At 60.5% G+C, this 22,930-nt stretch carries 17 protein-coding genes; 3 read left to right on the top strand and 14 right to left on the bottom strand.

Annotated features, from left to right (window positions below):
* Positions 1-209: 209 nt before the first annotated feature.
* Entirely contained in the window at positions 210-4,550 is a 4,341-nt protein-coding gene (locus ACT54B_RS18170) for a hypothetical protein (RefSeq protein ID WP_476046941.1), read from the top strand.
* A 159-nt stretch (positions 4,551-4,709) separates the two neighbouring features.
* On the opposite strand, the gene ACT54B_RS18175 is transcribed toward ACT54B_RS18170, so the two are convergent.
* The 7 genes from ACT54B_RS18175 to ACT54B_RS18205 all read right to left on the bottom strand — a co-directional run bounded on the left by ACT54B_RS18175 (position 4,710) and on the right by ACT54B_RS18205 (position 13,054).
* Positions 4,710-6,743: a hypothetical protein gene (locus ACT54B_RS18175; RefSeq protein WP_476046942.1), complete on the bottom strand. Its 2,034-nt coding sequence runs from the start codon at positions 6,741-6,743 to the stop codon at positions 4,710-4,712.
* On the bottom strand, positions 6,740-7,276 hold the full coding sequence (locus tag ACT54B_RS18180) for a hypothetical protein (protein WP_476046943.1): 537 nt from the start codon (positions 7,274-7,276) through the stop codon (positions 6,740-6,742). The genes ACT54B_RS18175 and ACT54B_RS18180 overlap by 4 nt, the downstream gene beginning before the upstream one ends.
* A 104-nt stretch (positions 7,277-7,380) precedes the next feature.
* Positions 7,381-8,976, bottom strand: coding sequence for a VPA1262 family N-terminal domain-containing protein (locus ACT54B_RS18185; RefSeq protein ID WP_476046945.1), 1,596 nt, complete (start codon positions 8,974-8,976; stop codon positions 7,381-7,383).
* Complete coding sequence (locus ACT54B_RS18190; RefSeq protein WP_476046947.1) at positions 8,973-9,794, bottom strand: hypothetical protein; 822 nt, start codon at positions 9,792-9,794, stop codon at positions 8,973-8,975. Before ACT54B_RS18190 ends, ACT54B_RS18185 begins: the two co-directional genes overlap by 4 nt.
* On the bottom strand, positions 9,791-10,648 hold the full coding sequence (locus tag ACT54B_RS18195; protein WP_476046949.1) for a nucleotidyl transferase AbiEii/AbiGii toxin family protein: 858 nt from the start codon (positions 10,646-10,648) through the stop codon (positions 9,791-9,793). The genes ACT54B_RS18190 and ACT54B_RS18195 overlap by 4 nt, the downstream gene beginning before the upstream one ends.
* 13 nt (positions 10,649-10,661) lie before the next feature.
* Complete coding sequence (locus tag ACT54B_RS18200) at positions 10,662-11,282, bottom strand: type IV toxin-antitoxin system AbiEi family antitoxin domain-containing protein (protein ID WP_476046951.1); 621 nt, start codon at positions 11,280-11,282, stop codon at positions 10,662-10,664.
* Positions 11,283-11,911: 629 nt separating this feature from the next.
* Positions 11,912-13,054 (bottom strand): RHE_PE00001 family protein, encoded by a 1,143-nt coding sequence (locus ACT54B_RS18205; protein ID WP_476046952.1) that lies wholly within the window; start codon positions 13,052-13,054, stop codon positions 11,912-11,914.
* Between the two features lie 171 nt (positions 13,055-13,225).
* Here ACT54B_RS18205 and ACT54B_RS18210 point away from each other — a divergent pair, with 171 nt between their 5' ends.
* On the top strand, positions 13,226-14,398 hold the full coding sequence (locus ACT54B_RS18210; protein ID WP_476046953.1) for a site-specific integrase: 1,173 nt from the start codon (positions 13,226-13,228) through the stop codon (positions 14,396-14,398).
* Positions 14,399-14,648: 250 nt separating this feature from the next.
* Here the strand turns inward: ACT54B_RS18210 and repC are convergent, their stop codons facing one another.
* From repC to ACT54B_RS18230, 4 genes are all read right to left on the bottom strand, one after another.
* Positions 14,649-15,857: a plasmid replication protein RepC gene (gene repC, locus ACT54B_RS18215; protein WP_476046955.1), complete on the bottom strand. Its 1,209-nt coding sequence runs from the start codon at positions 15,855-15,857 to the stop codon at positions 14,649-14,651.
* A gap of 165 nt (positions 15,858-16,022) precedes the next feature.
* Positions 16,023-17,051 carry a plasmid partitioning protein RepB gene (gene repB, locus ACT54B_RS18220; RefSeq protein ID WP_476046957.1) on the bottom strand — a complete coding sequence of 343 codons (1,029 nt, stop codon included), beginning with the start codon at positions 17,049-17,051 and terminating at the stop codon, positions 16,023-16,025.
* Between the two features lie 55 nt (positions 17,052-17,106).
* Complete coding sequence (gene repA / locus ACT54B_RS18225) at positions 17,107-18,318, bottom strand: plasmid partitioning protein RepA (protein ID WP_476046959.1); 1,212 nt, start codon at positions 18,316-18,318, stop codon at positions 17,107-17,109.
* Positions 18,319-18,533: 215 nt separating this feature from the next.
* Positions 18,534-19,295 carry an SH3 domain-containing protein gene (locus tag ACT54B_RS18230; protein WP_476046961.1) on the bottom strand — a complete coding sequence of 254 codons (762 nt, stop codon included), beginning with the start codon at positions 19,293-19,295 and terminating at the stop codon, positions 18,534-18,536.
* Between the two features lie 251 nt (positions 19,296-19,546).
* Here ACT54B_RS18230 and cfa point away from each other — a divergent pair, with 251 nt between their 5' ends.
* Entirely contained in the window at positions 19,547-20,701 is a 1,155-nt protein-coding gene (gene cfa / locus ACT54B_RS18235; RefSeq protein WP_476046962.1) for a cyclopropane fatty acyl phospholipid synthase, read from the top strand.
* Positions 20,702-20,815: 114 nt separating this feature from the next.
* On the opposite strand, the gene ACT54B_RS18240 is transcribed toward cfa, so the two are convergent.
* From ACT54B_RS18240 to ACT54B_RS18250, 3 genes are read right to left on the bottom strand one after another with little or no spacing between them, the layout of a single operon-like run.
* Positions 20,816-21,529, bottom strand: coding sequence for a Bax inhibitor-1/YccA family protein (locus ACT54B_RS18240; RefSeq protein ID WP_476046964.1), 714 nt, complete (start codon positions 21,527-21,529; stop codon positions 20,816-20,818).
* A 21-nt stretch (positions 21,530-21,550) separates the two neighbouring features.
* Positions 21,551-22,321 (bottom strand): anti-sigma factor family protein, encoded by a 771-nt coding sequence (locus tag ACT54B_RS18245; protein ID WP_476046965.1) that lies wholly within the window; start codon positions 22,319-22,321, stop codon positions 21,551-21,553.
* Entirely contained in the window at positions 22,314-22,859 is a 546-nt protein-coding gene (locus ACT54B_RS18250; RefSeq protein ID WP_476046967.1) for a sigma-70 family RNA polymerase sigma factor, read from the bottom strand. The genes ACT54B_RS18245 and ACT54B_RS18250 overlap by 8 nt, the downstream gene beginning before the upstream one ends.
* Positions 22,860-22,930: the final 71 nt, after the last annotated feature.

Here is a 22,930-nt window from a genome sequence, read left to right on the forward strand (position 1 = left end):
GGGTGAAATCACATCTCAGCTTCAGCCAGTTTTGGGAATACCGCTTTGCCGCTATCGTCTCGCTAGGTCCGCGGCTTTCTGGCGGCTTTGATGTTGTTGTTCACGCTTGGCCGGTGGATTTAATTGCGATTTCGTCTGGAGATGAATAGCACTCTTTGGGGGACCGTGCTTCGCGTTCGCGGCACTCTGATTTTATAACGAGCACAGCCATGACGATATTTACGTTTGACGAGGCCAAACAAATTCTGGCCGACGCGCTCCGGCAACTCGATGCCGCCGGACCTGAAGGCTTTGAGGGTTTGATGCGGGATGTACTAACAGAGATCACCGGTCGGTCATTCCGTCTTGCCAAGTCGGGTCCCCAAGGGGGCTCTGATGTACGCGCCGTAGATACCAACACCTTCAGGATCGGGCTCGAAGGCAAGAGGTATGGCGAGAAAACACGGCTTGGACTCGATGAATTGCGCGCTAAGGTCCTTGATGCCGCGTCTCAGGACGACCCTGTGGACTTGTGGATATTGGCGGCAACTAGAGAGATCACGGCGACCGACCAGGAAGCGTTAGAGAAGACGGCGCGATCTCAGGGGCTTTCGACCATGGTTCTCGATTGGCCATCAGGAGCGACAATACCTGACCTAGCTATCATCTGCATCAGTGCGCCAGTGGCCCTTAACCACCATCTCGGTCATGTGTCAAAACTGAATGACACAGTCTTGGCCGTTCAGTCGCATCCGGCTTTTGTAGAAGGGCAAGCACGACTACGCAAACGACTCATTGCACCGGACATAGGATACGCCGCAGCAGCGGCAGCTATGCGCACATGGATACAAGGTGGCTTGGCAAGCGAGACAAGTGCGGGTTCCCGGTTGGGTGGCCGGGGCCACAATGTCCTTGCCGAAGCGGACAAGCGGGTTCCGAGGAAGGCTCTAAGTGACCAACTGGACAAATGGTTCGAGAACCGCACGCCTGGCGCCCTCGTCGGCGATGAGGGCATGGGAAAGACATGGTCCTTCTTGTCGTGGTGGGTCGAAAGGAGTTCGGGAAGTGAAAGCCTTCCGCTAACCATCTTTGTTTCGGCCAAAGATATCCGCGATGAAACAGCCGAGGAAATGATTGTTCGTCTGCTGGCGGCACGACTGGACACCAGGGATGTAGACTTCTGGCGGCGGCGGATCGGACAATGGCGGAATGCGGTGGTCGACGGACCGCAATTCATTCTCGTGATCGACGGGCTGAACCAGAATTGGACCAAGACCGATTGGGCGGAGTTCCTACAACCCCTTTATGACGAACGTTGGAATCGCCGTGTCGTCGTCTTGATGACCTGTTGGCCTGATCACTGGGCCAATCTTCGAAAGCTGGCACCGCTGACCCCCGACCCCGTCGAAATACCGGTGGGACCGTTCAGCGACCCGGAGCTCGATCTTGTGTTAGCCGGCCATGGCCTGTCCCGTGAGCGTTTTGCAGAACCCATGTTGACACTGATGAAGGTCCCGCGGCTTTCGCGGCTGGCCATTACTCGGCATCAGGCACTAGCTGAAAGCGGCGACATAACGCCGGAGCGCCTCGCATATGAAGACTGGAAGTACCGGGTGTCGCGGCGTGGCGCCGCACTCGCCATCGGCGACGACGAGTTCCTCTCGTTCGTTGAGGGGCTGGGAGAAACCCTAAAGAATTCGGTCGACGAGTCTTTCTTCACGCGAAAAGACCTTCTGGACCGCTTGGGTCGCGATAGCGGGCGTGATCGTGCTGATCTTTTGGAGACGCTGGGCGAAATCGTTGCCGGACGCTGGCTGGAGGCAGGGTCGAAACCACACCAGTTTCGCGTCAACCCCAAATTGACGCCTTTCGTCCTGGGATTGACCTTGGCGAATGAATTGAAGGGCGTTTCCGAGGACGCGCAGATTGCCACCATGGTGGCCGAGTTCCTTGACCCGTTCAAGGGGCAGAGCTTAGGCGTTGCAATCTTGCGCGCCGCCACTACCGTTGCGTTACTCGATCCGCAGGTTGGACGCGGGGCGAGGCGCGCCGTCCTGAAACGCTGGCTTGCCGAACAAAACTTTAACCAACCGGATTTTGACGCTTACTGGCGGCTGATCGGCCTCGATGTCGATCTCATCTGCGAGAACATTGAAGAGACGTGGTTGGCGCGCGGGGGTACGGGCGTTCTTACAGACGAGATTCTGATCAAGGGAATCGCACAAGCCTATCGTTTCCCCGAGGTTGCCCATCACTTGGTGCAGCGGGCTGAAAAGTGGCTTGGGTGGATTTGGGCCGATCCGGATCAGGGACGCTTTCTTGGGCGAGTCGATTCCGAGTCGCAGCGTTCCAAAGACAATCGAGCGCGGACGAGGGCCAATCTCGAAAAATGGCAGGCGATCGCCCGGCCCGAATGGCCATCCATAGAGCCACGTTTGGACGGCGACGTAAGTTGGTTCAGTCACCGGGCGCTTGGGATGCTGTCGTTTCTGCCACGACTGCCGTTTGTCCGGGCGTTTGCCGCTTGGAGCCTGGGCCGAGCCATCATGGGCGTCCCTCGCCACATTGACGAGGTCGGCTGGGTTCTCAGAGTGAACGAAGAGGACCAAGACGCCTTTCGTCCTGTCTTAGATAGATTGATCGAGCGCCTGATTGCGGTAGATGACCATATCGCAATAACCGCCGCGAAGTATCTGCTGGAAGCGGCCGGAGATCCGGCCGCCCAGGCAAAGCTCGATATCTTGGAAGTGCCAGAACCGGCGCTGTCCTGGGAGCACGAGCGCTGGGTTGATCCCTGCGACCCCTCATCACCGCCTCCGCAAATCAAGCAGGTCGAGATGGTCGATGGGGCGCAACTATGGATGCACCATCGTCAAACCGGTGATGCCGACCTCCGTTTTGCGCGCGACAAGACCAGTTTGGCTCGGCTTGATCCTCAAGCCTTCAAGACAACAGCAGCGGCGGCGGTGAACAGTGCAGAAGGCCGAACTACCGAACAGCTATGGGGCCTTCTGAACGCACTCCGTAGGGTTCTCATATTGATCCCTGCCGACGGTCGCGAGAAACTCGCCCATGCAATTGACCGGGTTGTTGCAAGCGGCGCGATCGCGGACGACAAGGAATTGATCTGGTGGCGCGCCCGGCGGCTTGAAATCTTGCTTTGGGGCGCCCCGCCTGAGGAGCAACTGGCGATAATCCGCGATAAATGCCTTGACGCTAATGAGCTCGCCTTGCTCGACAATGCATTGCCGCGTGCCGATCAGGCAGTCCTCCGTCGCCATCTTTCGCAATTTATCAAGAAGGAGACGAGGCAGGGCAAACTGATTGACCTCTACTACCTCAGCAAGCGGGCTTTCCGAGAGACGTTGAAACCCTTGGATAGGCTTGCTCCGCTTCTCACAGATGAAGATGCTGATGTCAGGCAGCTTGCGTGGGAACTGGCATCCACGAATGAAAATCCAGCGGTATGTGAGGCCGTCGCCGCGAGCGGATGGGCTTCGCGAAGTGAGTTGAGCCGGGTCGACCGGGCTTACGGCTCTGGCGCTTTGCTTACGGCAAGCCGGATATTGCGCCGTCCTGAACTGCTGGATCGGGCGGACGCCGAGGTCGTAGCGCTGCAACTCTTGCGCAATCCTGACGATCCGGCGGCTTTGGTCGGATACGAACAATACGTTCGGGCCGCACTTGAAGGGATCACGGTCGTCAAACCGGGGCCAATTGCAGACCATTGGGTACTGCACGGTGAACCCATGCGGACGCTGGTGTCTCGTAGTGGAAGCACATTTTCCCCTTGGTTGGCAGATTGGCTTGAGCGGACCCCGGAGATTCCTAACCACGCATTTTTCGTGGGTGAGTTCCCCTTGATTTGTCTTTGCCAAGCGCTATTCGAGGCCGGCGATCCGCTCGCGCAACGATTTTGGGCCAAGGTTATGAATGCCATGGCGAGCGGCGTGTTCAAGTATCCAGAGCTGTCGCAGATTCCGATGAGGTCACCCGCCGTCGACACATGGGATACTGTCCGAATGGGCGTCATCACGTCCGCTACTACGGATCAAGATTTGGCGGCTACCGCGCGAAGCGCGATGAAGTTCGGCCATGCCGCTTGGCTTGAACGGGTCATTCGTGACTGCGAAGCAACCGGGCGAGCCTCGGATATGGCCAAGGCTTATACGTTGCTCGGGTTTGCAGACGTCAGTCCGGAATTTAACGCGGTTTGGGAAGATTTTTCGAACAGGAAGCTTGAGCGCGGATGGCTGGCCCATGTGTATGGGGAAAGCCGCAAGCAATATGACCGTAACCGATGGGCGCGGCATTGGTATCAGGCGTATATCAACGCAGAAGACCCCGCCGATGCCTACGCCGCGTACGAGTTGCTGTTATCTTGCGCCGATCGTCGGTCCGTCTATTGGTTGAAAGGAAACGACCTGGACGGTCGCCCGGAGTTCCTGCAACGTCATTGGAACGCCAACGCAACCGACCTGAATAGCGCCATTAAAAAGAGGCATGAGGAACTCAAGAACACGCTGTTCTTTACAAAGACGATGTCCCAATCCCACGCTCCGTGGCTTTGATGTTGAGGTCAGTTCCGAATGTCGAAAGGTCTCCGGGCCGAGTTCGAGCCACGTATGGCGGTGATTGCCACAGGCGGTTTCCTCGTCGGGTCGGATACCTAAGTACCATCTCGGACGCGATGAATGGCCGCAAGGCTCTGAAGGCAAATATCTCCTGTGTCAGCTTCCATCATTTCTTGCAGTAATCTCGAAACCGGTGAGATCGATGGCCCGATTGTGCTCGATCGCATTCAGACGTTGGGCTTGCTCGACAAGGTGGTCGAGGCGGACGCCAACTCGCGCCAAGGCGCTTTCGATATGATTCCGTTGGGCGCCGTTTGCACGCAGCATCTGCAAGCTTTTGAAGAATGAGCTGCTAACCTTGCACCGCTCGTACAGGAGGTCTCCAAGTGTCGGCTCATCGGCCTCCATCAGTGCTACTGCAACACTGCCGTCCCCGACGGGCGTACGTTCGTAAAAAAATCTGCGGACGCATAAATGTTCGTGGATACTTACTAAGTAGCGTCGGCCAACAGGGTCGATGGCGAGCATTTCGCGTATAGCGTCATGAAGTGTCGTGAAGAGAGCCAACACTGTAGCGCGTCGATCTCCGGATACAAACGGCTGTCGGCCATCCTGAACATAGTCAATGAGGTTGATACCAAGCGCCAGTATGAAGCGGATCGTCTCCGACGCTCGTCGTGCATAGTCGTCGAATGCCTGGTCATCTGATTTGAATGCATGGCTGTGTTCCGCAATTTCACGGAGTGTAAGTGCGCGCCGCCATAGCTCCGCGAAACTGACTGCAACATCTCGGTCAAACAGTGCGGCGGCAACTACACGTGCGCCAAAGGCGTCGGCACGTTTGCCCCAGATCACGAACAGGGAAGGCAGTTCCTGTTTGCGTTTGCCGTCCTCGCCCTCCAAAAAGTCCTCCGGCTGATCTGGCAACATCTTAAAGAGCAAGTCCCGTCCCGGAACGCTATGGCCGTGTTCTCGTGCGGAGAGGATACGCATGGCCTCCAAGCATAACTCATCCTCGGGTGGCATGTCTGTCGGTCGAAGGTTCATCCACGCAACCGAAGCCGGTGATTGCATGAGAGCTTCGACCACCAGCCAAATAGGCCAGGCGCGACTGCTGATATCTTGGGGAAATGGCGACTGCTCAGCATCAAGTATCGACATGATCGAGCGAAACAACCAACTCCCCCAGCGAAGTGTGGCTGCACCACCATCAGATCTTGCCCAAAGGGCGGCGGCAGTCGCATTGGCAAGTTCCGCTAGGCGAACGTCGTCCTGTCTGGCCTCATCTTCATTGTCGCCGCGGTAGCCCAATCCGCTGCGCAAAGCGTCATGGGCTGCGAGGAGTGCCAAGGGCAGCAACACACGACCATTCCAGGTGCTGTCTGCCTCAAAGGCAGGCAGCGCGCAGTTCATCAACCGCAGCCAGTCAGCAAATCGGCGGTTGGGATCAAGCGCACCGAACTGCAGGATAAGAGCGGGTTGATAGGGCTCGCCGTACGCTTCGATCAGCTCGGCGGCGAACTCCATGTCCGTGTCAAAGAGGAGATCGAAAATGTGCCAGTCACTGCGAAACGGCATAATGTTGCCGAGCGTGCGCAGGCCAAACCAGATTTCGTGAAGATCAGGCTTCGACTTCCATTGCCTCTGGATCTCTACGAGAATTGCGTGATCGGAGCGATGAGTGTTACCGCTTGGATTCTGCTTGAAGCGTTCAACCATCATACGCGCAACTTTACGGATATCGTCGCGAAGATTGGGACGCGCTGATACGCGACGCTCAACCAAATTGACGAGAATCCTCTGCGCGGCAGGATCGCTTCCAATCAGTTGACCGACCATCTTCCAGTTCGAGACGGTTGGCCGATTGCAGAACAGTATGCCAGCGGCCTCCGCCAGGAGCAGGTTGCTCGTCGATACGCTGTTATGGCTATCATTCTCCTGGAGCGCATCTGCAACGTCTGAAAGTCTGTGCTCATCCAACCATTCGCGAAGCTGCCCGCTATCCGGTGGCCGAGGAGTCTCATCGGCGTCTTTGGCTGCTCTTGCACGGTTTTCAACGAGTTTTCGGGCGCTAGCAACGGCTGCAGTGCGCCAAGGCGCGGCCTGATAGCCCTCGATTGTTAATTCCGCCGCCTTCCAATATTGGCCAGGGTAGTCATCCGTGCGCCGCTCTTCCTCAGGCCACTTCACTTCGACACCTCCGCCGCATTCCAGAGACGCTCGAAGTATTCAATCGCCAAGGTGTCATTCGCCGACCATCCGTGGCTAAAGGCGTTGATTTCATGGTGTGTACCGCCAACATTTGCGCCCCAGTGCCAGAGTTCGTCGTCAATCACGGCGAAACGATCATGCGGCAGGCGAGTGCCACTTCGCGCTCCTCGTAATAGCCGAACCTCGATCGTGAAAGGCTCGTTTCGAGGGGGTGCACGACGAGCATCCTGAAGTTCAGTCAGTTGTTTGACCTGTTCCTTGTGCCCGTCCTTATTTGACGTGAGCAGGCGGATGTCCTGCGCCGACGTTTGGCGCAGGACATGATCGAAGACCCCAAAGAAGTGACCTCTGGCGAACGCGTCGATCTTAAGGAGGAAGCCGTCGACCAGCCAGACACGGGAGCTGGCGCCCCGGACGGCTGATAGGAATCCTTCAGACCATGCTCCGAATTCACCGGCGGCATATCGATTGATTTCTTCATGGAAAGAGGGGAAGCGATCCAGGTCACTCATAGAACAACTGTTGTCAAAGCTCGGCCACCGCAGCTTCGGCACAAGGCTGTGCACGGGCTTCGGCGCAGGTGCGTTCTTGATCCGTAGGGTGGGTGGAAGTAGCGTCAATGCCCCCCCTCCTCGGATACCGCCAGAAGAGCGTCGTTAAACAGGCGTTCCAGACGCTCGCGGACACTGGTAGGGTCCGGCAACTTCAGCATGACGCTCGCTCGCTCTCCAATCGCGTTAAGCGAATTTCCCGAAAGCCAGATGTTGCCGTCAATGACAAGGAAGCGATCGTGAATCGGCGGGTTCTTTGCGCCACGCAAAACCCTGATTTCGGGGGTGGGTACCCCGCGTTCTTTAAAACTCCGCAATGCTTCTCTGAAACCGACTCGCATCGCGTTTTCGTCGTCGAATGGCAGGCGAGATGTCAGTAGGCGCAGTTTGATGTCGCGCCGTGTGATGAAATGCCCGAAGTCGAATAAGTCCTTTCCGTCTGCATAGGGGTCGACGATCAGGATCGTTTCACGGGCTCGACTAATTCGTTCTCGGATGAAACTTAGCGCAGCATCACGCTTGTCAAACCACTGCAGTTCCTGTTGACGCGCTACGCGTTGTTGGTGGCGTCTGTTCGAGCTTGCGTAAAAGCGAGAGATGGCGTTAAGGGGAGCGGGACCATCTGGCTCAAGACTAACGAGGCTATTGGTGGCGCGTGTCACCTCACTGACGTCGTGTGCGACTTTTGCCGCCCCCTTGCGGCGCCCTTCCTGAGTTTCCACCTTAACGTGCCGACTGACCATCCCCATGTCGATAGCTATCGTTCGTAGATAAGGGAGTGCCTTCTGCTGATCGACAAGACCGCGTTCGACATGCGAAAGCGCATGTCCCGTATGTTCCAACTGCCCGTCGGCCCGAACGATCATGAGCGTGCCGTCAACACTGAAGTTCTTGAAGAGGTGCATAGCTCCGAACCTCTCTTCAAAGAGTGTGAGATTTAGGCCGCTCAGAGAGCGACCGCGTCGCGGGAGGACCTCGCCCACGAGATGCTCTTGACCATTCATGTCACGCGCCATGTAACTACGTACTGCGCGCACGTCTGGGTCTGGAACAATGAGCACCGCACCGCCGATCAGTTCGTCGTGCCGAGCAATGTCGAAGTGGATTCGTCGCCGTAGCCAAGCCCGCGCGCTGGGGTCACCGATTACACGGTCATGAAGCGGTGTCTGTATCGCGAGTTGCCGGTGCACCCGCGCCGGATGCGCTCCAGGGCCTATGAAGGGTGTAGGATAGAAGTCATCGGCAGAGCCGAACATGGACGGATCGGCGAGAGGCGTGGAGAGTGCCGGCCACGCCGGTTCATCAGTCAGTGCGACCGTCGATATCGCCGTGCCGTCGTATTGCCCCCTATCGGCGTCACGTCGCGGTATTGGCAGCGTCGGATCTTCGGCCAAGGATCGATACCAGGCAACAGCGCTGACAGCATCCATGGCAACACGACGAAACGCCAGATCAATCCCGCTCTTCTTGGCTCGATAAACCTGCGGTACGCCTCTCTCATCAACCGGCATGCTGTCGGGTACAGGCCTGCTTGCTGTGACCAACTCGACGCTTGCAAAAACCAGGTTCGCATGTTTGGCGTCGGAATGGCTGCGAACGGTTGCCACCCGGACGATGGCGCTATGATATGCATCGAGATCGTGAATCTTCTCTCTGCTCAAACTGCATCCCTTTCCCAAAGGCCAGACATAGGGTAGCCCCGAGCCATAACGTTGAAATTGGGCTCGCCTTCGCTATGAACGGCGAGAACATGCTCAGGACCGAGCGGCTGGTGTGTGTAGAGATCGAACGCATGTTTGTCCGGCCGGCAGCCGAGCAACCGGCCATAAGTGGCAACCACGGCCTCAGCCGCCGAGTAACCATGGCGGGAATGGACGAGCGGCATGGCAATCTCCAGGACACGCGGCCGACCGATCTGCTTCAGCATGTCCTGAAGTGCCGCATCCCGCTGCCAGAAATAGGCTGACTCGCCGCCCCAGCTCTCGAGGAGCAATTCAACGCCGCCATCTTCGACGTCGACAGGATGCGAGACCATCCAGAACTTGTCGGAGCGGGAGTCAAGCTGATCGCTTTGGTACGGGCTGTCGGCGAACAAGCGATCCGCGACCTCTTGGTTGAATGCGCCAGCAGTAACTTGAGCCGCGAAGCGTGATCGGATGGTGTCGAGGCTAGATGGATAGATGCCGCCCTGTCGAAGAACATCGACTTCCGCGTCGGTCAGGCGGGTATAGTGCCAGGCGCGGATCGTTCGGACTTCCATCAGCCCCATGATATGCTCCTTCACCCACATGAACTCGCCCGCATAAGGGTTTTCAGGGTAGGGCATGGTGCGATCGGAGGCCTCACGCTCCAGCCGTTGGTGGCGCGAGGTGAACATGTAATCGCGGATGACATCAGTGTGGGCGTCGAGGTCGCCGCGCAGCTCGCTGTCGAAGGTTTCGACGTCCCAGACGTCAATGATGGCGACACCCTCGGTCATGCCTCATTCTCGTTTCTTGCTACGATCCTCGCGCATGACGGGCCGACCAACTCCCAAACCCGTTCAATGATCGATTCCAGCGAAACAGCGTCTAGTTCGAGCGATGCGGCGTAAGCACGCCATTGCCGCTGCTTCCCTTCGTCGCCAAACATCTCGACCGAGAGGCCTGGTGGGCGTTCTTTAGGGATTGGCGTCCGACGGCGTTCGAACGTCGCGCGGATGGCCGCATCCAGATCGTCGGCGGGAATGTCGATCGCGCGCGGGATCGCCCACAGGTCATAATAGTCTTTCATGCGCCCGTTGAGGACTCCAAGCGCCACCATTGCCTGGAACTTCTCGGCGATCACCGTGGCGGGCGGGTAGGAACGAACCTGCGGAGCGGGAAAATCCAGCAGGGCTGGATAGTCGAGCCGCTGCGTCGCATCGGCCATAGCGTCTCCGAAGCCGATGTCGATTGTAACGGGGATGCGGGTCCTTTCGAGATAGGCTGCGGTCTTGAGACGAACGCCGCCATATTCCATTTCTTCCCGAATGACTGTTGCAGCGAGCGCATCGATGTCGAAGGCGAGTCCGTCGTCGCTCTCAATCGCCATGATCTCCCCGAAGTCGGCGATCAGGCGGGCAGGATCTGCGTCCCCATGTCCGAGAAAGTCCGCATCCCGCGTCACCCGATTGTTGTCGGCCACCCAAACCGTGACCAACATACCGCCTTTCAGGACGAAGCGGTCCCGATGCGCTGAGATTGAAAGGCGATACAGCAGCCGTTCGAGCGCGAACCGCACCAGCAGGACGTCGAATGCGCGACCTTCTTTGCGGGCGATATTGAGCAGCCGATCCTTGACCGACTTCGCCATGTTCGCTGGTGCTTTAGCCATTGGAGGTGAGCGCCTCAAGATAGGGTTGCATGACCTTCCAGGCGCCGCCGGCCTTCGCGGCCTGGGCGATTGCGCTCGGAGTTGCCTTGCGTTGCTGAAGAGCAGCGCGCAGGCCTTCGACGGCGACCGATCGATCGACCAGTTTGGGGTTTCGGAACAGGTCGGCAAGGGTCTTCGGGATCGAATAGACCGGAACGTCAATGCCGGCGATCACATGATGTTCGATGCCCTGTCGCAGATATGGATCCGTGAAACGGACCATACGCAGCGGGGGATAGGACTGCACGGGCGCCCAATCGCTCGTTCCGATCGCTATCCAAACGCGCCGCGGCATTTGGTCGGTCAGTCCGTGGAAGGCGAGCGCTGACACCAGAGCGATCACGCCTTTGGGTGCGCGCATGATGGCTTCAGCAAGGATCTGGTTCTCCTCGATTTCCGCGTCGCGCTTCTGATAAACTCCGCGCGAGATACGCTCGATTTCACCGCCCTCGACGGCGCGCGCGATCGTTTGCGCGCTGATGCCAGCCTCGCGCAGTTCATGCGCATGCATCATGCTGCGCGCATTGAGCAGGCTTCTGAGCTTCACCTTTTGCGAATCTTGCGCCGATGGCATGTTACAAATCCTCTAATAGATCGCGATGTTATCAGAGGTTTTGTCACGCGTCATCCCTGCAGTAGCCAATAATAGACGGCCAGCCTCCCGCGAGCTCAGATTATCTGCCGGAATGTCTTTTCGATCCATTCGGCGCCAGCAGCGAAAGTCGAGAATTGCCCGGCCCGGCATGAATAAAACGCAAATGGCCCACCGACGTTCGGTTTCCGCAAAGTGTGACGCTGACGACGAAAACGGCCGTCAGAGGGAAGCCCTCGAGGGTCCACAATGCCCCCCGATCCCATTTTTCCTCTGTTTGAGCCTTCTGCCTTCTCAGCTTTGTCTCGAAGTAGCGGCCCAGACCGAAGGGACACGCTCACGCCTCTTCAACCTTCCAGACATTTTCTGATGGCATCGTCTGTAGTCCCCTGATGCGTCGCACGGACCTGACCGGAGGGTGTTCATCCGCGAGACGCTGAAACCGTCGTGGGAGACTTGCTTCATAGTCTCATGCGACCAACCTCCGCCAGTGATAAAGCGAACGAGTACGCCGGAACAAGTCAACTGCCTCGATACGCTCATCCATTGGCGCCAGAGTAGTTCCAACAGAGACGGCGAGCTTTGTATCAACCCCGCCCCTCCTTAGCTGCCTATAAAATTGCCCATGCCCGAAACCTCCCCCTCCCCGTCATCTCGCGCAGGCCGAGCTCCAAAACGATCCGCCGCGCCGCCTGCGGCGTGACCTCGAGCGTTTTCGCCACCATGCCGGCCGACACCAACGGTTTCGCCATCACCAATTCGACCAGTTCCGGCAACTTTGACGACGTCCGCCGTCCCTCCAGTTTTCGGTCCATCATCGTTTTCGTCAGAGTCAGCCGGTCATGCTCTTTCAAGCCGATCTCGGCGGCCGCCAAGAATCCGTGAGCAATGGCGAGCAACCGGGTCTGCCGATCACGATGCCGGCGCCGGTCGACCGGAATGGTTTTGAGGCCGAGATTGATAGCCGCGAGATGGGCGCCGGTGGTGATGCTGGCTTCCCGCAATATTGAAGCGGCAAACAACCGGCCGAGCCAGGGCGCGTGCTGCAGGACGGCGATCTCATTCCAGGCGTCCAGCGCGACGATCGCCTGCAACACCGCCGGCAGGTCTTCCGCTTGCCGCAGGACGCCGCGCCACTCGTCGAGCCGCTCGTCTTCGTCCCAGTCGAGATCGTAGATCATCGGATCTTTTTCCGACCCGCCGCCAGGGCCGGGTCGTCTGGCACTTTCGATCGCAGCCTCCGATCGGGCCAACACCTCATCGATGGCGGCATAGTCGACGCCGGGCAGATCGTCGATGTCGTCGCCATCATCCCCCTCCCTTTCCAGATATTTTGCAGCGGCCGCGGGCCGATTGACGCCGGCCGGCTCCCCCTCGACTGCGCCGGCCGACATGATGTCCGACGTTTGTCGCAAAGTTCGGATACCCCCTGCAGACAAGGCCCAGGTTGGGAGCTGAGCTACGATGCGTCGGCGGGTGCGCAGCACGTCGCGGGCGTTTGTCAGTTCATGGGTGGGTGTGCGAATATCGCGGGTGGCGTCATGGAGGACGAGGTCTTCGAGATGGACGAGTTCGCCGTCGATCCACAGCGAAGCGCAGGCGTCGGAGAAATGGGTGTGCTCGATCCACCCCAGGCCGACCGGCGAACGGGCAATGCGTTCGTCGAGACGCGTGAGAGCTACACCGGCGTCGAACGCCGGCCGCATCAAGGTCGTCATGCTGATTTTCGCGAGATCATAAGTCATTGAAATCATGGTAAATGATTTCTCATACGAACTCCATATCAATATTACGGTTCCTCACATAGTACGATTGAAGGTTGAGCCTCTAACAATCGATAAGTTTCAAGTATCGATAGCGATGGCTATAGGCTGTCGGAGGTGTTAGGATCGGAGCAAATCACGGGCGGCGGGGCGGGAGCGGCAATGGACAGACGGAATTTTCTGGTGACTTCGATCGAGGATGTCAGCCGTCGGGCTGAGGAACTGGATGCGCTGGATGCCATTCTTCCCTATGGCCGGCGGGACCAGCTGGCGGCCCTGCTCACGGATGACGATGTTTCCACGCTGAAGCATCTGGCAGCGGAAGGCATGGGCGAGAATACGCTCCGCGCGCTCGCCTCCGATCTCGGCTATCTCGAAGCCTGGTGTTTTGCCGCGACCGGGGAGACCTTGCCCTGGCCTGCGCCGGAGAGCCTGCTGCTGAAATTCGTCGCGCACCATCTTTTCGATCCGCTCGAGCGGGAAAAGAATGCCGCCCATGGCATGCCGGGGGAGGTGGAGTCGGTCCTCCGCGCCAACGGTCTGCTGAAGGCGGATGGTCCGCATGCGCCCGCGACCGTCAGGCGGCGGCTAACCTCCTGGTCGATCCTCACCCGTTGGCGGGGTCTGGAAGGGGCCTTCACCGCGCCGACGCTGAAATCCGCACTGCGGCTCGCCGTCCGCGCCGGCAACCGGCCGCGCCAGCGCAAGAGCAGGGGTGCGGTGACGGGCGATATCCTCGCCCAGCTCATCGCCACCTGCTCCGGCGACCGGCTCGTCGATGTCAGGGACCGGGCAATCCTGCTCGTGGCCTTCGCGTCAGGCGGACGCCGCCGCTCGGAAGTGGCGCGGCTGCATGTGGAGGATCTCCTGGAGGAGGAACCGGTGGCCATCGATCCCGCCAATCCCCTGTCCCCGCTTCTGCCCTGTCTTTCGCTCCGCCTCGGCCGCACGAAGACCACGGACCGGGACGACGATGCGACGTCGCTTCTCATCGGAAGGCCCGTCGATGCCCTGAAGCGATGGCTGAAAGAGGCCGGCATCGACAGCGGCCCCGTTTTTCGCCGCATCGACCAGTGGGGCAATGTGGATCGCCGCCCGCTCACGCCGCAATCGGTCAATCTGATCCTGAAGACCCGTTGCCAGAAGGCGGGGCTCGATCCCGACAAATATTCCGCCCATGGCTTGCGTTCCGGCTATCTCACCGAGGCCGCCAATCGCGGCGTGCCCTTGCAGGAAGCGATGCAGCAATCCCAGCACAAATCCGTGGCGCAGGCCTCGAGCTATTACAACAATGCGGACCGCCGCAACGGCCGGGCCGCGCGCCTCATCACCTGAAGACCTGCCGGAAAATGAAAAGCCCGGCGCGGGAGGAGCGCCGGGCTTCGATCATGACCAGCGGCTGGGAGGAGGATGCCGATGGTCGCCGCAAGGAAGTTTGGGAGGAGGAGTACCTCCTTGCTGACCATCAATTTATTGCTGCGACGCACCATGCGCAATCACGATTTTCGCAATGCAGCAATGCACCCAATGCAGTGCTGCATCATAATTGTTGTTCGACCCTTCTTTCCGGGCGGCCGGCTCTCCCTCACGAAGCCTTCCTGGCGGCCCCGCCGCGGCTGCGCAAGGCCGCCATCAGCATCGGTCCGATGGAGAATTCCTCCCGCTCGGCGCGCCGGGTGAGATCGCGCAGATAGCCGCCCGCCGACTGGATTTCGTTGGCTCTTTCGAGAATACAGGCCATGGTCACCGCCGCATTTTCGGGCCCGAGCACCTCGCAGGCCCGTTGATAGGCCGAGGGGCTGACGCCCAGCATGCTCCGCACCACCACCGCGGCGGCCATCAGGTCGCGCCAGCTCGTCACCCGGCCATCGGGGCCATAGTCCGCCATGTCGGGGCACGCATCCAGCACTAGGCCGAGGGGGAAGGTCTTGGGCGGTTCGCGCCAACCTTTCCTTTCAGGCGCTGCGCTTTCGGCCTGCTCTTTTTCCAAGAGCGGTTCAGATTCAGTGTCAGAGTCGGGTTTTGAATTCTGTATGTGCCGCTCAATCTGTAAGGGATTGGCGCTTGAAATTCTGGAAATTGCAAGTTTTTCCAGCGTGTTGGAGATCTCGTCGCGCAATGCCTCCATAGCATCCAGCGCATCGGCAACCTGAAGCGCTTCGGCCTTGCGGGGAAGGCTGCCGACGATCGCCTGATAGCGCAGATGAAAGCTTTCCCAGTCTGCGGGCAGAGCCTCTTCCATGCCGGTTTCGATCAGCTTCAGGGCATCCCGGCGGGCAATGGTCAATCGCTCCTTCAGCCGTTGCAGCACCAGCCGTTCGGCAATCACGTCCGCCGCCAGGCGCTCGATTTCCTCGGCGCGGGCGAGAAGCGGCGCAAGCGAGAAACCGAAAGCCTCGTCCAGCACGCCTTCGCCCGTGCGGCGGGCATAGCGCTTGCCATTGGCACTGTCCTTGCGGGCGATCAGACCGGCATCGACCAGCACGGCAAGATGCCGGCGGATGGTGGCTTCCGCCATGCCGTTCGCTCGCAGGGACAGCTGTGCATTGGACGGGAAGACCACGAGCCCGTGCTCGGCCGAAAGCTCCGCCTTCGGATAGAAGGAGAGCAGCGCATTCAGAAGCGCCAGCGCCCGGTCGGTGACGCCAAGCTTCACCCGCGCTTCGCAAAGCGCACGGAACAGTTTCCATTTTTCGGCGGTGCGGCCGGGCTCGATCTCCCGTCCGCGCACCTGGCTTGCGAGCATGCCAAGTGTCATCGGCCGCCGCCCGAAGGGCGTCGTCACGCTTTCCATTTCCGTTTTTCCTTCACCTTTTCAAAGGCAAAAGAAATCTGCTCGCCGGAACGACGCCAAAACGCTTGACAGAGATTCGTGGAAATGGGATTCTCAGGCTGCTTAGACCATTGAGAAGGGCTTCCACGGCGGTTTCGTTGCGGGGGCCTTTTTCTTTTGCGGGCTTCAGTCTCCGTTATTCCGTTGATCTTCCTCGAAAGCCTCGTAGAGACCGTCGAGACGGGATGCGAGATAGGCGCCGAAATCGGCCGCGCGGGCCGCCTTCAGCGCGATCGTGAATGTCTTGCCATCATCCGAAATCTTCGCCTTCACGGCGCCGTCCGGTCGGGCCCAGCTCTTGCGGAGCGCGGGCGATGCGGCTCGTGCCGAGGGCTTTCCCTTCAGGAAGCGCAGCAGCGCCTGGAAGCGCTCTTCCACGCCGCCCGCCTTCTGGAAGGCGCGCTGGTGGGTGAAATGGCGCGCCCGATCCGCAGTCTCCGGCCCGTCGAACAGGGTGGAAAGCTCGTGCCAGCGGTCGCGGCCGATGCCCTTCGCATCCAGGATCATCGACAGGATATCCTGCGGAATGCGGTGGCAGACCGAGAGCATCTTGGAGAGCGTCGTCTTGTCGATGCCGAGCGAGGCCATCATCACCTCGCGGGAGAAGCCCATCTCCTCCAGCCGCCCGACGAATTGAGCCCGCTCGATGAAGGAGAGATCGGCGCGGGCGGAATTTTCCTGCCCTTGGGCGATGACGTGATCCGTATCCGAAAGCGGCTTCACCACCGCCCGCACGGGAATGCCGAGCTCCAGCGCGGCACGGATGCGGCGGTGGCCGAAGGCGGTCTGGTAATGGCCGGGCCGGTCGGGATGCGGCCGCAGCAGCACGGGCGAATCCTGCCCCCGCTCGCGAATGGCGGCAACCAGCTCGCGGAACATCTCCTCGTCCTCGCTGATCCGGTCGGCAATGAAGGAGCGCTCGATCAGATGCGGGTCGATCTCGACGATCACCGATCCCTCGGCCAGTTGCGCCTCGAGCTTTGCCGCGGCTTCCGCCCGGGCCGCCAGCGCATCGATGCTGCGGGTAACGGCGCCGAGAGCGCCGAGACCCCGTGTTCCCCCCGCCGACTTGATCTCCGGCGCCACCCCCTGTTCGGCGGCGGGCACGGGTTTGTCGTCGTTCAGAAGGCCACTCAATATGTTCTTGCGCGCCATCAGATCCCCTCCCCGTGGCACGAGAGTTTACTGCGGTAAACTGTGGAGGCTGCCGTCATTTGCGCCCCCAGCTTCGGTGGATGAGATCGAGGATCTCGCCATTCACCGCATCCATGGCTTCCAGCGCCCGGTCATAGGTGGCGCGGGTGAATTGCTGGCGCTCGATTTCGTAAAGCGTCTGGTTGGTCATGGCCGCATCCGAGATCGCGACGCTGCGCAACATCGGATTGGTGAGCACATGATGCTTGAACATGGCGCGCATGAAGGCGACCATCTGGGTCTGCGGCCCGTCCTGCGGGTCGTAGCGGGTGATCAGGTAGCGCAGCCAGTCGAGCTTCATGTTGCCGCCGGCACCCTTGAGCGTGTTCAGCACCTCGCCCAGCATCTGCAGGAACTGGCACATGGACATCACATCGAGCATCTGCGGATGCACCGTGATCAGCACGGCGGTTGCGGCACAGATGGCGCTCATGGTCAGGAAGCCGAGCTGCGGCGGGCAGTCGATCACCACCACGTCATAATCGTCGGCGACGGTGGAGAGCGCCTCGTCCAGCCGCGCGAAGAAGATGCGCCCGTAATCGGCGGATTGTCCCTGCGCGAGAATGCGCGGCGTATCATGCTCGAATTCCATGAGTTCGAGATTGCCGGGCACGATGTCCAGATTGGGGAAGTTGGTCTTGCGGATGACCTCCTTCAGCGGCCGCCGCTGCTCGTCATAGCGGATCGCCGCATAGAGCGTCTCGTTGTCGCCGAGATCGAATTCCGGTTGCAACCCGTGAATGGCCGAAAGCGAGGCCTGCGGATCGAGGTCGACTGCGAGCACCCGATGGCCGGTCAGCGACAGATATTGCGCGAGATGGGCGGAGGAGGTCGTCTTGCCCGACCCGCCCTTGAAGTTCACCACCGCCAGCACCTGCAGGTGCTCGCCGCCGCGCCGGTGCGGCACATAGCGGCTGCCGCGCCCGTTCTCGTCCAGCCAGGCCCGCATCTCGTGCAGTTGTTCGGCAGTATAGGACCGCCGGCCGGAGGGCGTGACCTGGGGCTGCGGCCCTTTTCCCTCCAGCGAGAGATTGCGCAGATAACCGCCCGTTACCCCGAGAAAGCGTGCCGCCTCGGCCAGCTGGAAGGTCCGGAGATCCTTCTGCGCACGCGGAGGGAACATTTCGAGACGGTGCTGCTTGAGCTTGTCTGAAAGTTCCCGCGCCTGTGCGATAATAAGCTGGTCCACATCGGAAACCGCCGACGTGAACGAGGACGACATATTCATATTTTTCTCTAAGATGCGTTTTAAACAGGAAAACCCGTCTCTAATCGCATTTAGAACCGATTCTCGAAGCGTGACAAGGAATTTACGGTTAATCGGCGGTTAACCGCCCGGAATCGCATGATTTTGCCGGGTTTGAGAGGCTGCGGAGCCGGTCCGGCGGGCCTCCGGACCCCACAACAGGCCGTCCGGAGGCGCAGAATCGGTCACCGGCGATTCTATTCGCGCAGGAAGCGGCCGGCTGCCCAGCCGATCGAGCCATCTCTCAGTTCCACGCGGCACCAGCGGGTCTGGCCGGTGAGGCGGCAACCGAGATTGCGCAGTCTCGCGCCATTGGGCGCCCGGGCAATGACCGCACCGTTTGCCTTGGGACGGGCGCGAATATTCAGCGCATCGCCGAGCGGCACATTGGTGACGCGCCAGTAATCCGGCCCGCCCGCCAGACCGTCCGCGTAATCGGGGTCGCCATAGCCCGGATCGACCGGTTCGGGGCGCGGCGGACGCGGCGGCGGCGGCGGCTCGATGGCAATGTCGGGCGCGCCGGTGATGCCCACCGTGAGCGCATAATCGGCGCGCTCTCCGCGCCGGGCGGCATTACGCATCAGATAGACTTCGACGAAGTAATCGCCGCTCTCGGGCAGGATCATGCGGGCCCGGTTGCCGTCGCTGGAGCCCACATGCAGGCTCTGCCCGTTATAGCCATAGGTGAGATTGAAATAGGCGCTCGGATTGTTGGTCCTGAGCGTGATCGAGAGGCGCTGGCCGGCGGCGGCATCGAAGCGATAGAGCACGCTCTCGCGTCCCTGGATGCTGTCCCGCACCGTGCGGCTGCTCATTCCCCGCGCAAAGGAAAAATCCTCGATGCGCTGTTCCTGCGCCTGGGCGGGGGAAATTCCCGGTGCGGCAGGCACGGCGGCCAGCATCATCAGCGCGGCGACCAGATGTCGTGCGAATGGCGTCTTGTTCGAATGGGCGGCCATGGACGGTTCCTTCCTGATTCCCGGAGCTTTGGCGAAAGCCTCCGGTTGCTGATTTTGCACGGCTCGCTGTGCCATTCCAGAGGGAAAAGACAAGGCCTGCCCTGTCCCGATGAAGCGGGGGACCAGAGCAGATTTCGGGATGGGCACCCGCCTCACCTTACGGAACCTTTTGCCGAAACGCGCATTTTGAAGCGCATTAGCCCGATTCCATGCCTTCACCCAACGCCGCTCGTGACGCAAGGTATTCGCTCATGCCTGTTCTTTCCCTCGCCTATAGCAGTGAAACGGAATTCCCTTCCCTCGTCAGCACCGTCTCCGGATGGCTCGAAAGCGCCGATATCCGCCTCAACGGCACGCGCCCCTGGGACATGCGCCTCAACGGTCCCGGCGCGTTGAAGCAGACGCTGGCGCGCGGCAGTCTGGGGCTCGGCGAAGCCTATATGGACGGGTTGTGGGATGCGGACAGGCTGGACGAATTCTTCCATCGGGTGCTGCGCGCCCGGATCGACGAGAAGGTTCGCCCCCTCTCCCTTCTGCTGCCGGCGCTGAAGGCCCGCTTCTTCAACCTGCAAACCATCACCCGTGCCTTCGAGGTGGGCCGCCGGCATTACGATCTCGGCAACGACTTCTACGCGGCCATGCTGGACCGGCGGATGACCTATACCTGCGCCTATTGGCGCAATGCGGCCGATCTCGATGCCGCCCAGGAAGCGAAACTCGACCTCGTCTGCCAGAAGCTCGATCTCAGGCCGGGCATGCGGCTGCTCGATATCGGCAGCGGCTGGGGGAGCCTGCTCGGTTTCGCGGCGGAGCATTACGGCGTCACGGGGGTGGGCGTCACCATCTCCCGCGAGCAGGCAGACTGGTGCAATGAGCGCTTTTCCCATCTGCCGCTCCAGTTCCGGCTGCAGGACTACCGCCACATCAACGAACGCTTCGACCGGATCGCCAGCATCGGCATGTTCGAGCATGTGGGGCGCAAGAACCATTCGGATTACATGCGCGTCGCCCATCATTGCCTCAAGGAGGACGGGCTTTTCCTGCTTCACACCATCGGCAAGAACAGGTCCGAGACGACGCCCGACCCCTGGATCGACCGCTATATCTTTCCGAACGGCGACCTGCCCTCGCTCGCCCAGATCGCGGAGGCGGCGCAACCTTTCTTTGTGGTCGAAGACCTGCACAATTTCGGAGCCGATTACGACCGCACGCTGATGGCCTGGCACCGGAATTTCGAGGCCGCCTGGCCCGAATTCGCCGACCGGCTCGGCGAGCGCTTCTACCGGATGTGGCGGTATTATCTCTTGTCCTGCGCCGGCGCCTTCCGGGCGCGCAGCGTGCAGCTGTGGCAGCTCGTGCTCACCCGGAACGGCCTGACGGGCGGTTATCACCGTCCGCTGGTCTAGAGAAAGGAAAAGCCTCCGCACCGGGATCCGGAGTGACCTTAGATCCCGAATGCGGAGGCGCGAAACAGCGTGACCGGGCTTGAGCGGAACGGGCCGGTAACGCCGCTCGGAGGCTTAATCCTCCTGCTGGCCCGTGAGGCTGAGCAGCAGCTGGAAGATGTTCACGAAGTTCAGGTAGAGCGACAGCGCGCCAAAGACGGCCAGCTTCTGGTTGGCCTCGATGCCGGCATTTTCCGCATACTGTTCCTTGATGTTCTGCGTATCCCAGGCGGTGAGGCCGGTGAAGACGAGAACGCCGATCACGGAGACGGCGAACTGCAGCGCGCTCGAGCCGAGGAAGATGTTGACGATCGAGGCGATGATCACGCCGATCAGACCCATCATCAGGAAGGAGCCGAATTTCGCCAGGTCACGCTTCGTCACATAGCCATAGAGGCTGGTCGCGCCGAACATGGTGGCGGCGATGAAGAAGGTGCGGGCGATGCTGGCGCCGGTAAACACCAGGAAAACCGAGGCGAGCGACAGGCCCATCACCGCCGAGAAGGCGTAGAAGGTCATCTGCGCCGAGGCCGCCGACATGGTCTGCATCTTGAAGGAGAAGAAGAACACGAAGGCGAGCGGGGCCAGCATCACCACCCACTTCAGCGGGCTCGAAAAGATCGGCACATAGAGCGCCGGCGTGGTGCCGACGATGAAGGCGACGATGCCGGTGATGACGAGACCGAGGCCCATGTAATTATAGACGCGCAGCATGTGCTGGCGCAGCCCCTCGTCATAGAGGGCGGCATTCATCGTGCCATAGACAGTTCTGTTCTGATCGGGAACCATGACGCAACTCCTTGGGAATGATCAGTAAAGCGTGGATTTCAGCATTTCGGCCCGTTCCTTCAGGCCGGGATCGCGGCCCGTGGCCACGACCGCATAGGCGACATCGCCGATCTGCCACCAGGCGGTTTCCGTCTCGCCGAGCGCGGTGGATTGAACCGGCTCGACGGCGAAGTGCCCGGGGCGAACGGCAAAGAGCGAGAGGCGGCTATTGTCGGGGGCAACCAGCGCCGCCTCCACGCTCGGACCGAAGCCGGAGGGGAAGACCTCGGCTTCGGCAATTGTCCAGCCCGCCGGCAGCGTGGGCAGCACGATGCCGGTGGCCGAGCGGATTTCTTCCGCATCATAGGCGGAAGACAGGTTCTGCGAGCGCATGCCGCGGCGCAGTTCCTCGGTCTTGTGGGCTTCCACCGCCTGCGCCACATAGGCCGGCGGATGGGTGGAGGCATTGACGCTGCGGGCGCCGAAGGGGTTCAGCGTGCCATGCGCCAGCCAGCCGGCCGTCACGAAAAGGAAGATCGCTGCCACCCGGCGAAAGCCCGACCAGGTGCGCGGACCGCTGAGGCCCGCTTCGAGCCGCCGCGCCTTTTCCAGCGTCGCGGCCGGCACGTCGGCCGGAGTGGCGGCAAAGGCCAGCTTCAGCGCAGAGCGCATGTGCAGGTCCGCCATCACCCGGGAGGCAATCTCGGGATGGGTGGCGAGATGTCCTTCCACCCTGGCCCGGCCGGCAAGGTCGAGCTGGTTGTCCACATAGGCGTTGATATCGGCATCCGTGACGATGTCTGGCTCAGTCATCGGCCTTCCTCACAAGTCTCAGGCGGGGCTGCTCTTCGTCGTTGCCCACCGCCGCTTCGTCGCCCATGGCGCGCAGGCGCGCCCGGGCCCGCGACAGGCGCGACATCAGCGTGCCCAGCGGAATGTTCAGGGCCGCGGCGGCTTCCTGGTAGGAAAGTTCCTCCACGGCGACGAGATGCAGCGCGGCCCGCTGCTCCTCGGGAAGGGCAAGGAAAGCGCGTCTGACATCGGCAAGATGGACAGCGTCTTCCTGCCCGGCGGGCAAAACGGCGGAGAGCTCATCGAGGGACTCCATCTGATCGGACCGCCGCGCTCGCGAGGCACGCAGCCGGTCGATATGGGTATTGTGAAGGATCGAGAGCAGCCATGTCTTCAGGCTTGCGCCCGAGCGGAAGGTTCCCCGCTTTTCATAGGCGCGCACCAGCGCATCCTGCACCAGATCCTCCGCATCCGGCCCGTTGCGCACCAGCGACCGGGCATAACGCCTGAGCGTTGCCAGCTGTCCGATGATGTCAAAGGGTCGTTTCTCGCGGTCCATGCCCTGATATACGGATGGAAGCGCGCCATTATTCCAGAGGGTGGCGATTTTTTTTGAAAGAATGCACAGAC

The sequence above is a fragment of the Gellertiella sp. DMC107 genome, assembly GCF_056313605.1.

Excerpts from the sequence above, each read along its gene's own strand:
- ACT54B_RS18170 (WP_476046941.1), top strand. The coding sequence starts at position 210 with ATGACGATATTTACGTTTGACGAGGCCAAACAAATTCTGGCCGACGCG.
- ACT54B_RS18180 (WP_476046943.1), bottom strand. The coding sequence starts at position 7,276 with ATGAGTGACCTGGATCGCTTCCCCTCTTTCCATGAAGAAATCAATCGA.
- ACT54B_RS18190 (WP_476046947.1), bottom strand. The coding sequence starts at position 9,794 with ATGACCGAGGGTGTCGCCATCATTGACGTCTGGGACGTCGAAACCTTC.
- ACT54B_RS18195 (WP_476046949.1), bottom strand. The coding sequence starts at position 10,648 with ATGGCGAAGTCGGTCAAGGATCGGCTGCTCAATATCGCCCGCAAAGAA.
- ACT54B_RS18200 (WP_476046951.1), bottom strand. The coding sequence starts at position 11,282 with ATGCCATCGGCGCAAGATTCGCAAAAGGTGAAGCTCAGAAGCCTGCTC.
- ACT54B_RS18205 (WP_476046952.1), bottom strand. The coding sequence starts at position 13,054 with ATGATTTCAATGACTTATGATCTCGCGAAAATCAGCATGACGACCTTG.
- ACT54B_RS18210 (WP_476046953.1), top strand. The coding sequence starts at position 13,226 with ATGGACAGACGGAATTTTCTGGTGACTTCGATCGAGGATGTCAGCCGT.
- repC (WP_476046955.1), bottom strand. The coding sequence starts at position 15,857 with ATGGAAAGCGTGACGACGCCCTTCGGGCGGCGGCCGATGACACTTGGC.
- repB (WP_476046957.1), bottom strand. The coding sequence starts at position 17,051 with ATGGCGCGCAAGAACATATTGAGTGGCCTTCTGAACGACGACAAACCC.
- repA (WP_476046959.1), bottom strand. The coding sequence starts at position 18,318 with ATGAATATGTCGTCCTCGTTCACGTCGGCGGTTTCCGATGTGGACCAG.
- ACT54B_RS18230 (WP_476046961.1), bottom strand. The coding sequence starts at position 19,295 with ATGGCCGCCCATTCGAACAAGACGCCATTCGCACGACATCTGGTCGCC.
- cfa (WP_476046962.1), top strand. The coding sequence starts at position 19,547 with ATGCCTGTTCTTTCCCTCGCCTATAGCAGTGAAACGGAATTCCCTTCC.
- ACT54B_RS18240 (WP_476046964.1), bottom strand. The coding sequence starts at position 21,529 with ATGGTTCCCGATCAGAACAGAACTGTCTATGGCACGATGAATGCCGCC.
- ACT54B_RS18245 (WP_476046965.1), bottom strand. The coding sequence starts at position 22,321 with ATGACTGAGCCAGACATCGTCACGGATGCCGATATCAACGCCTATGTG.
- ACT54B_RS18250 (WP_476046967.1), bottom strand. The coding sequence starts at position 22,859 with ATGGACCGCGAGAAACGACCCTTTGACATCATCGGACAGCTGGCAACG.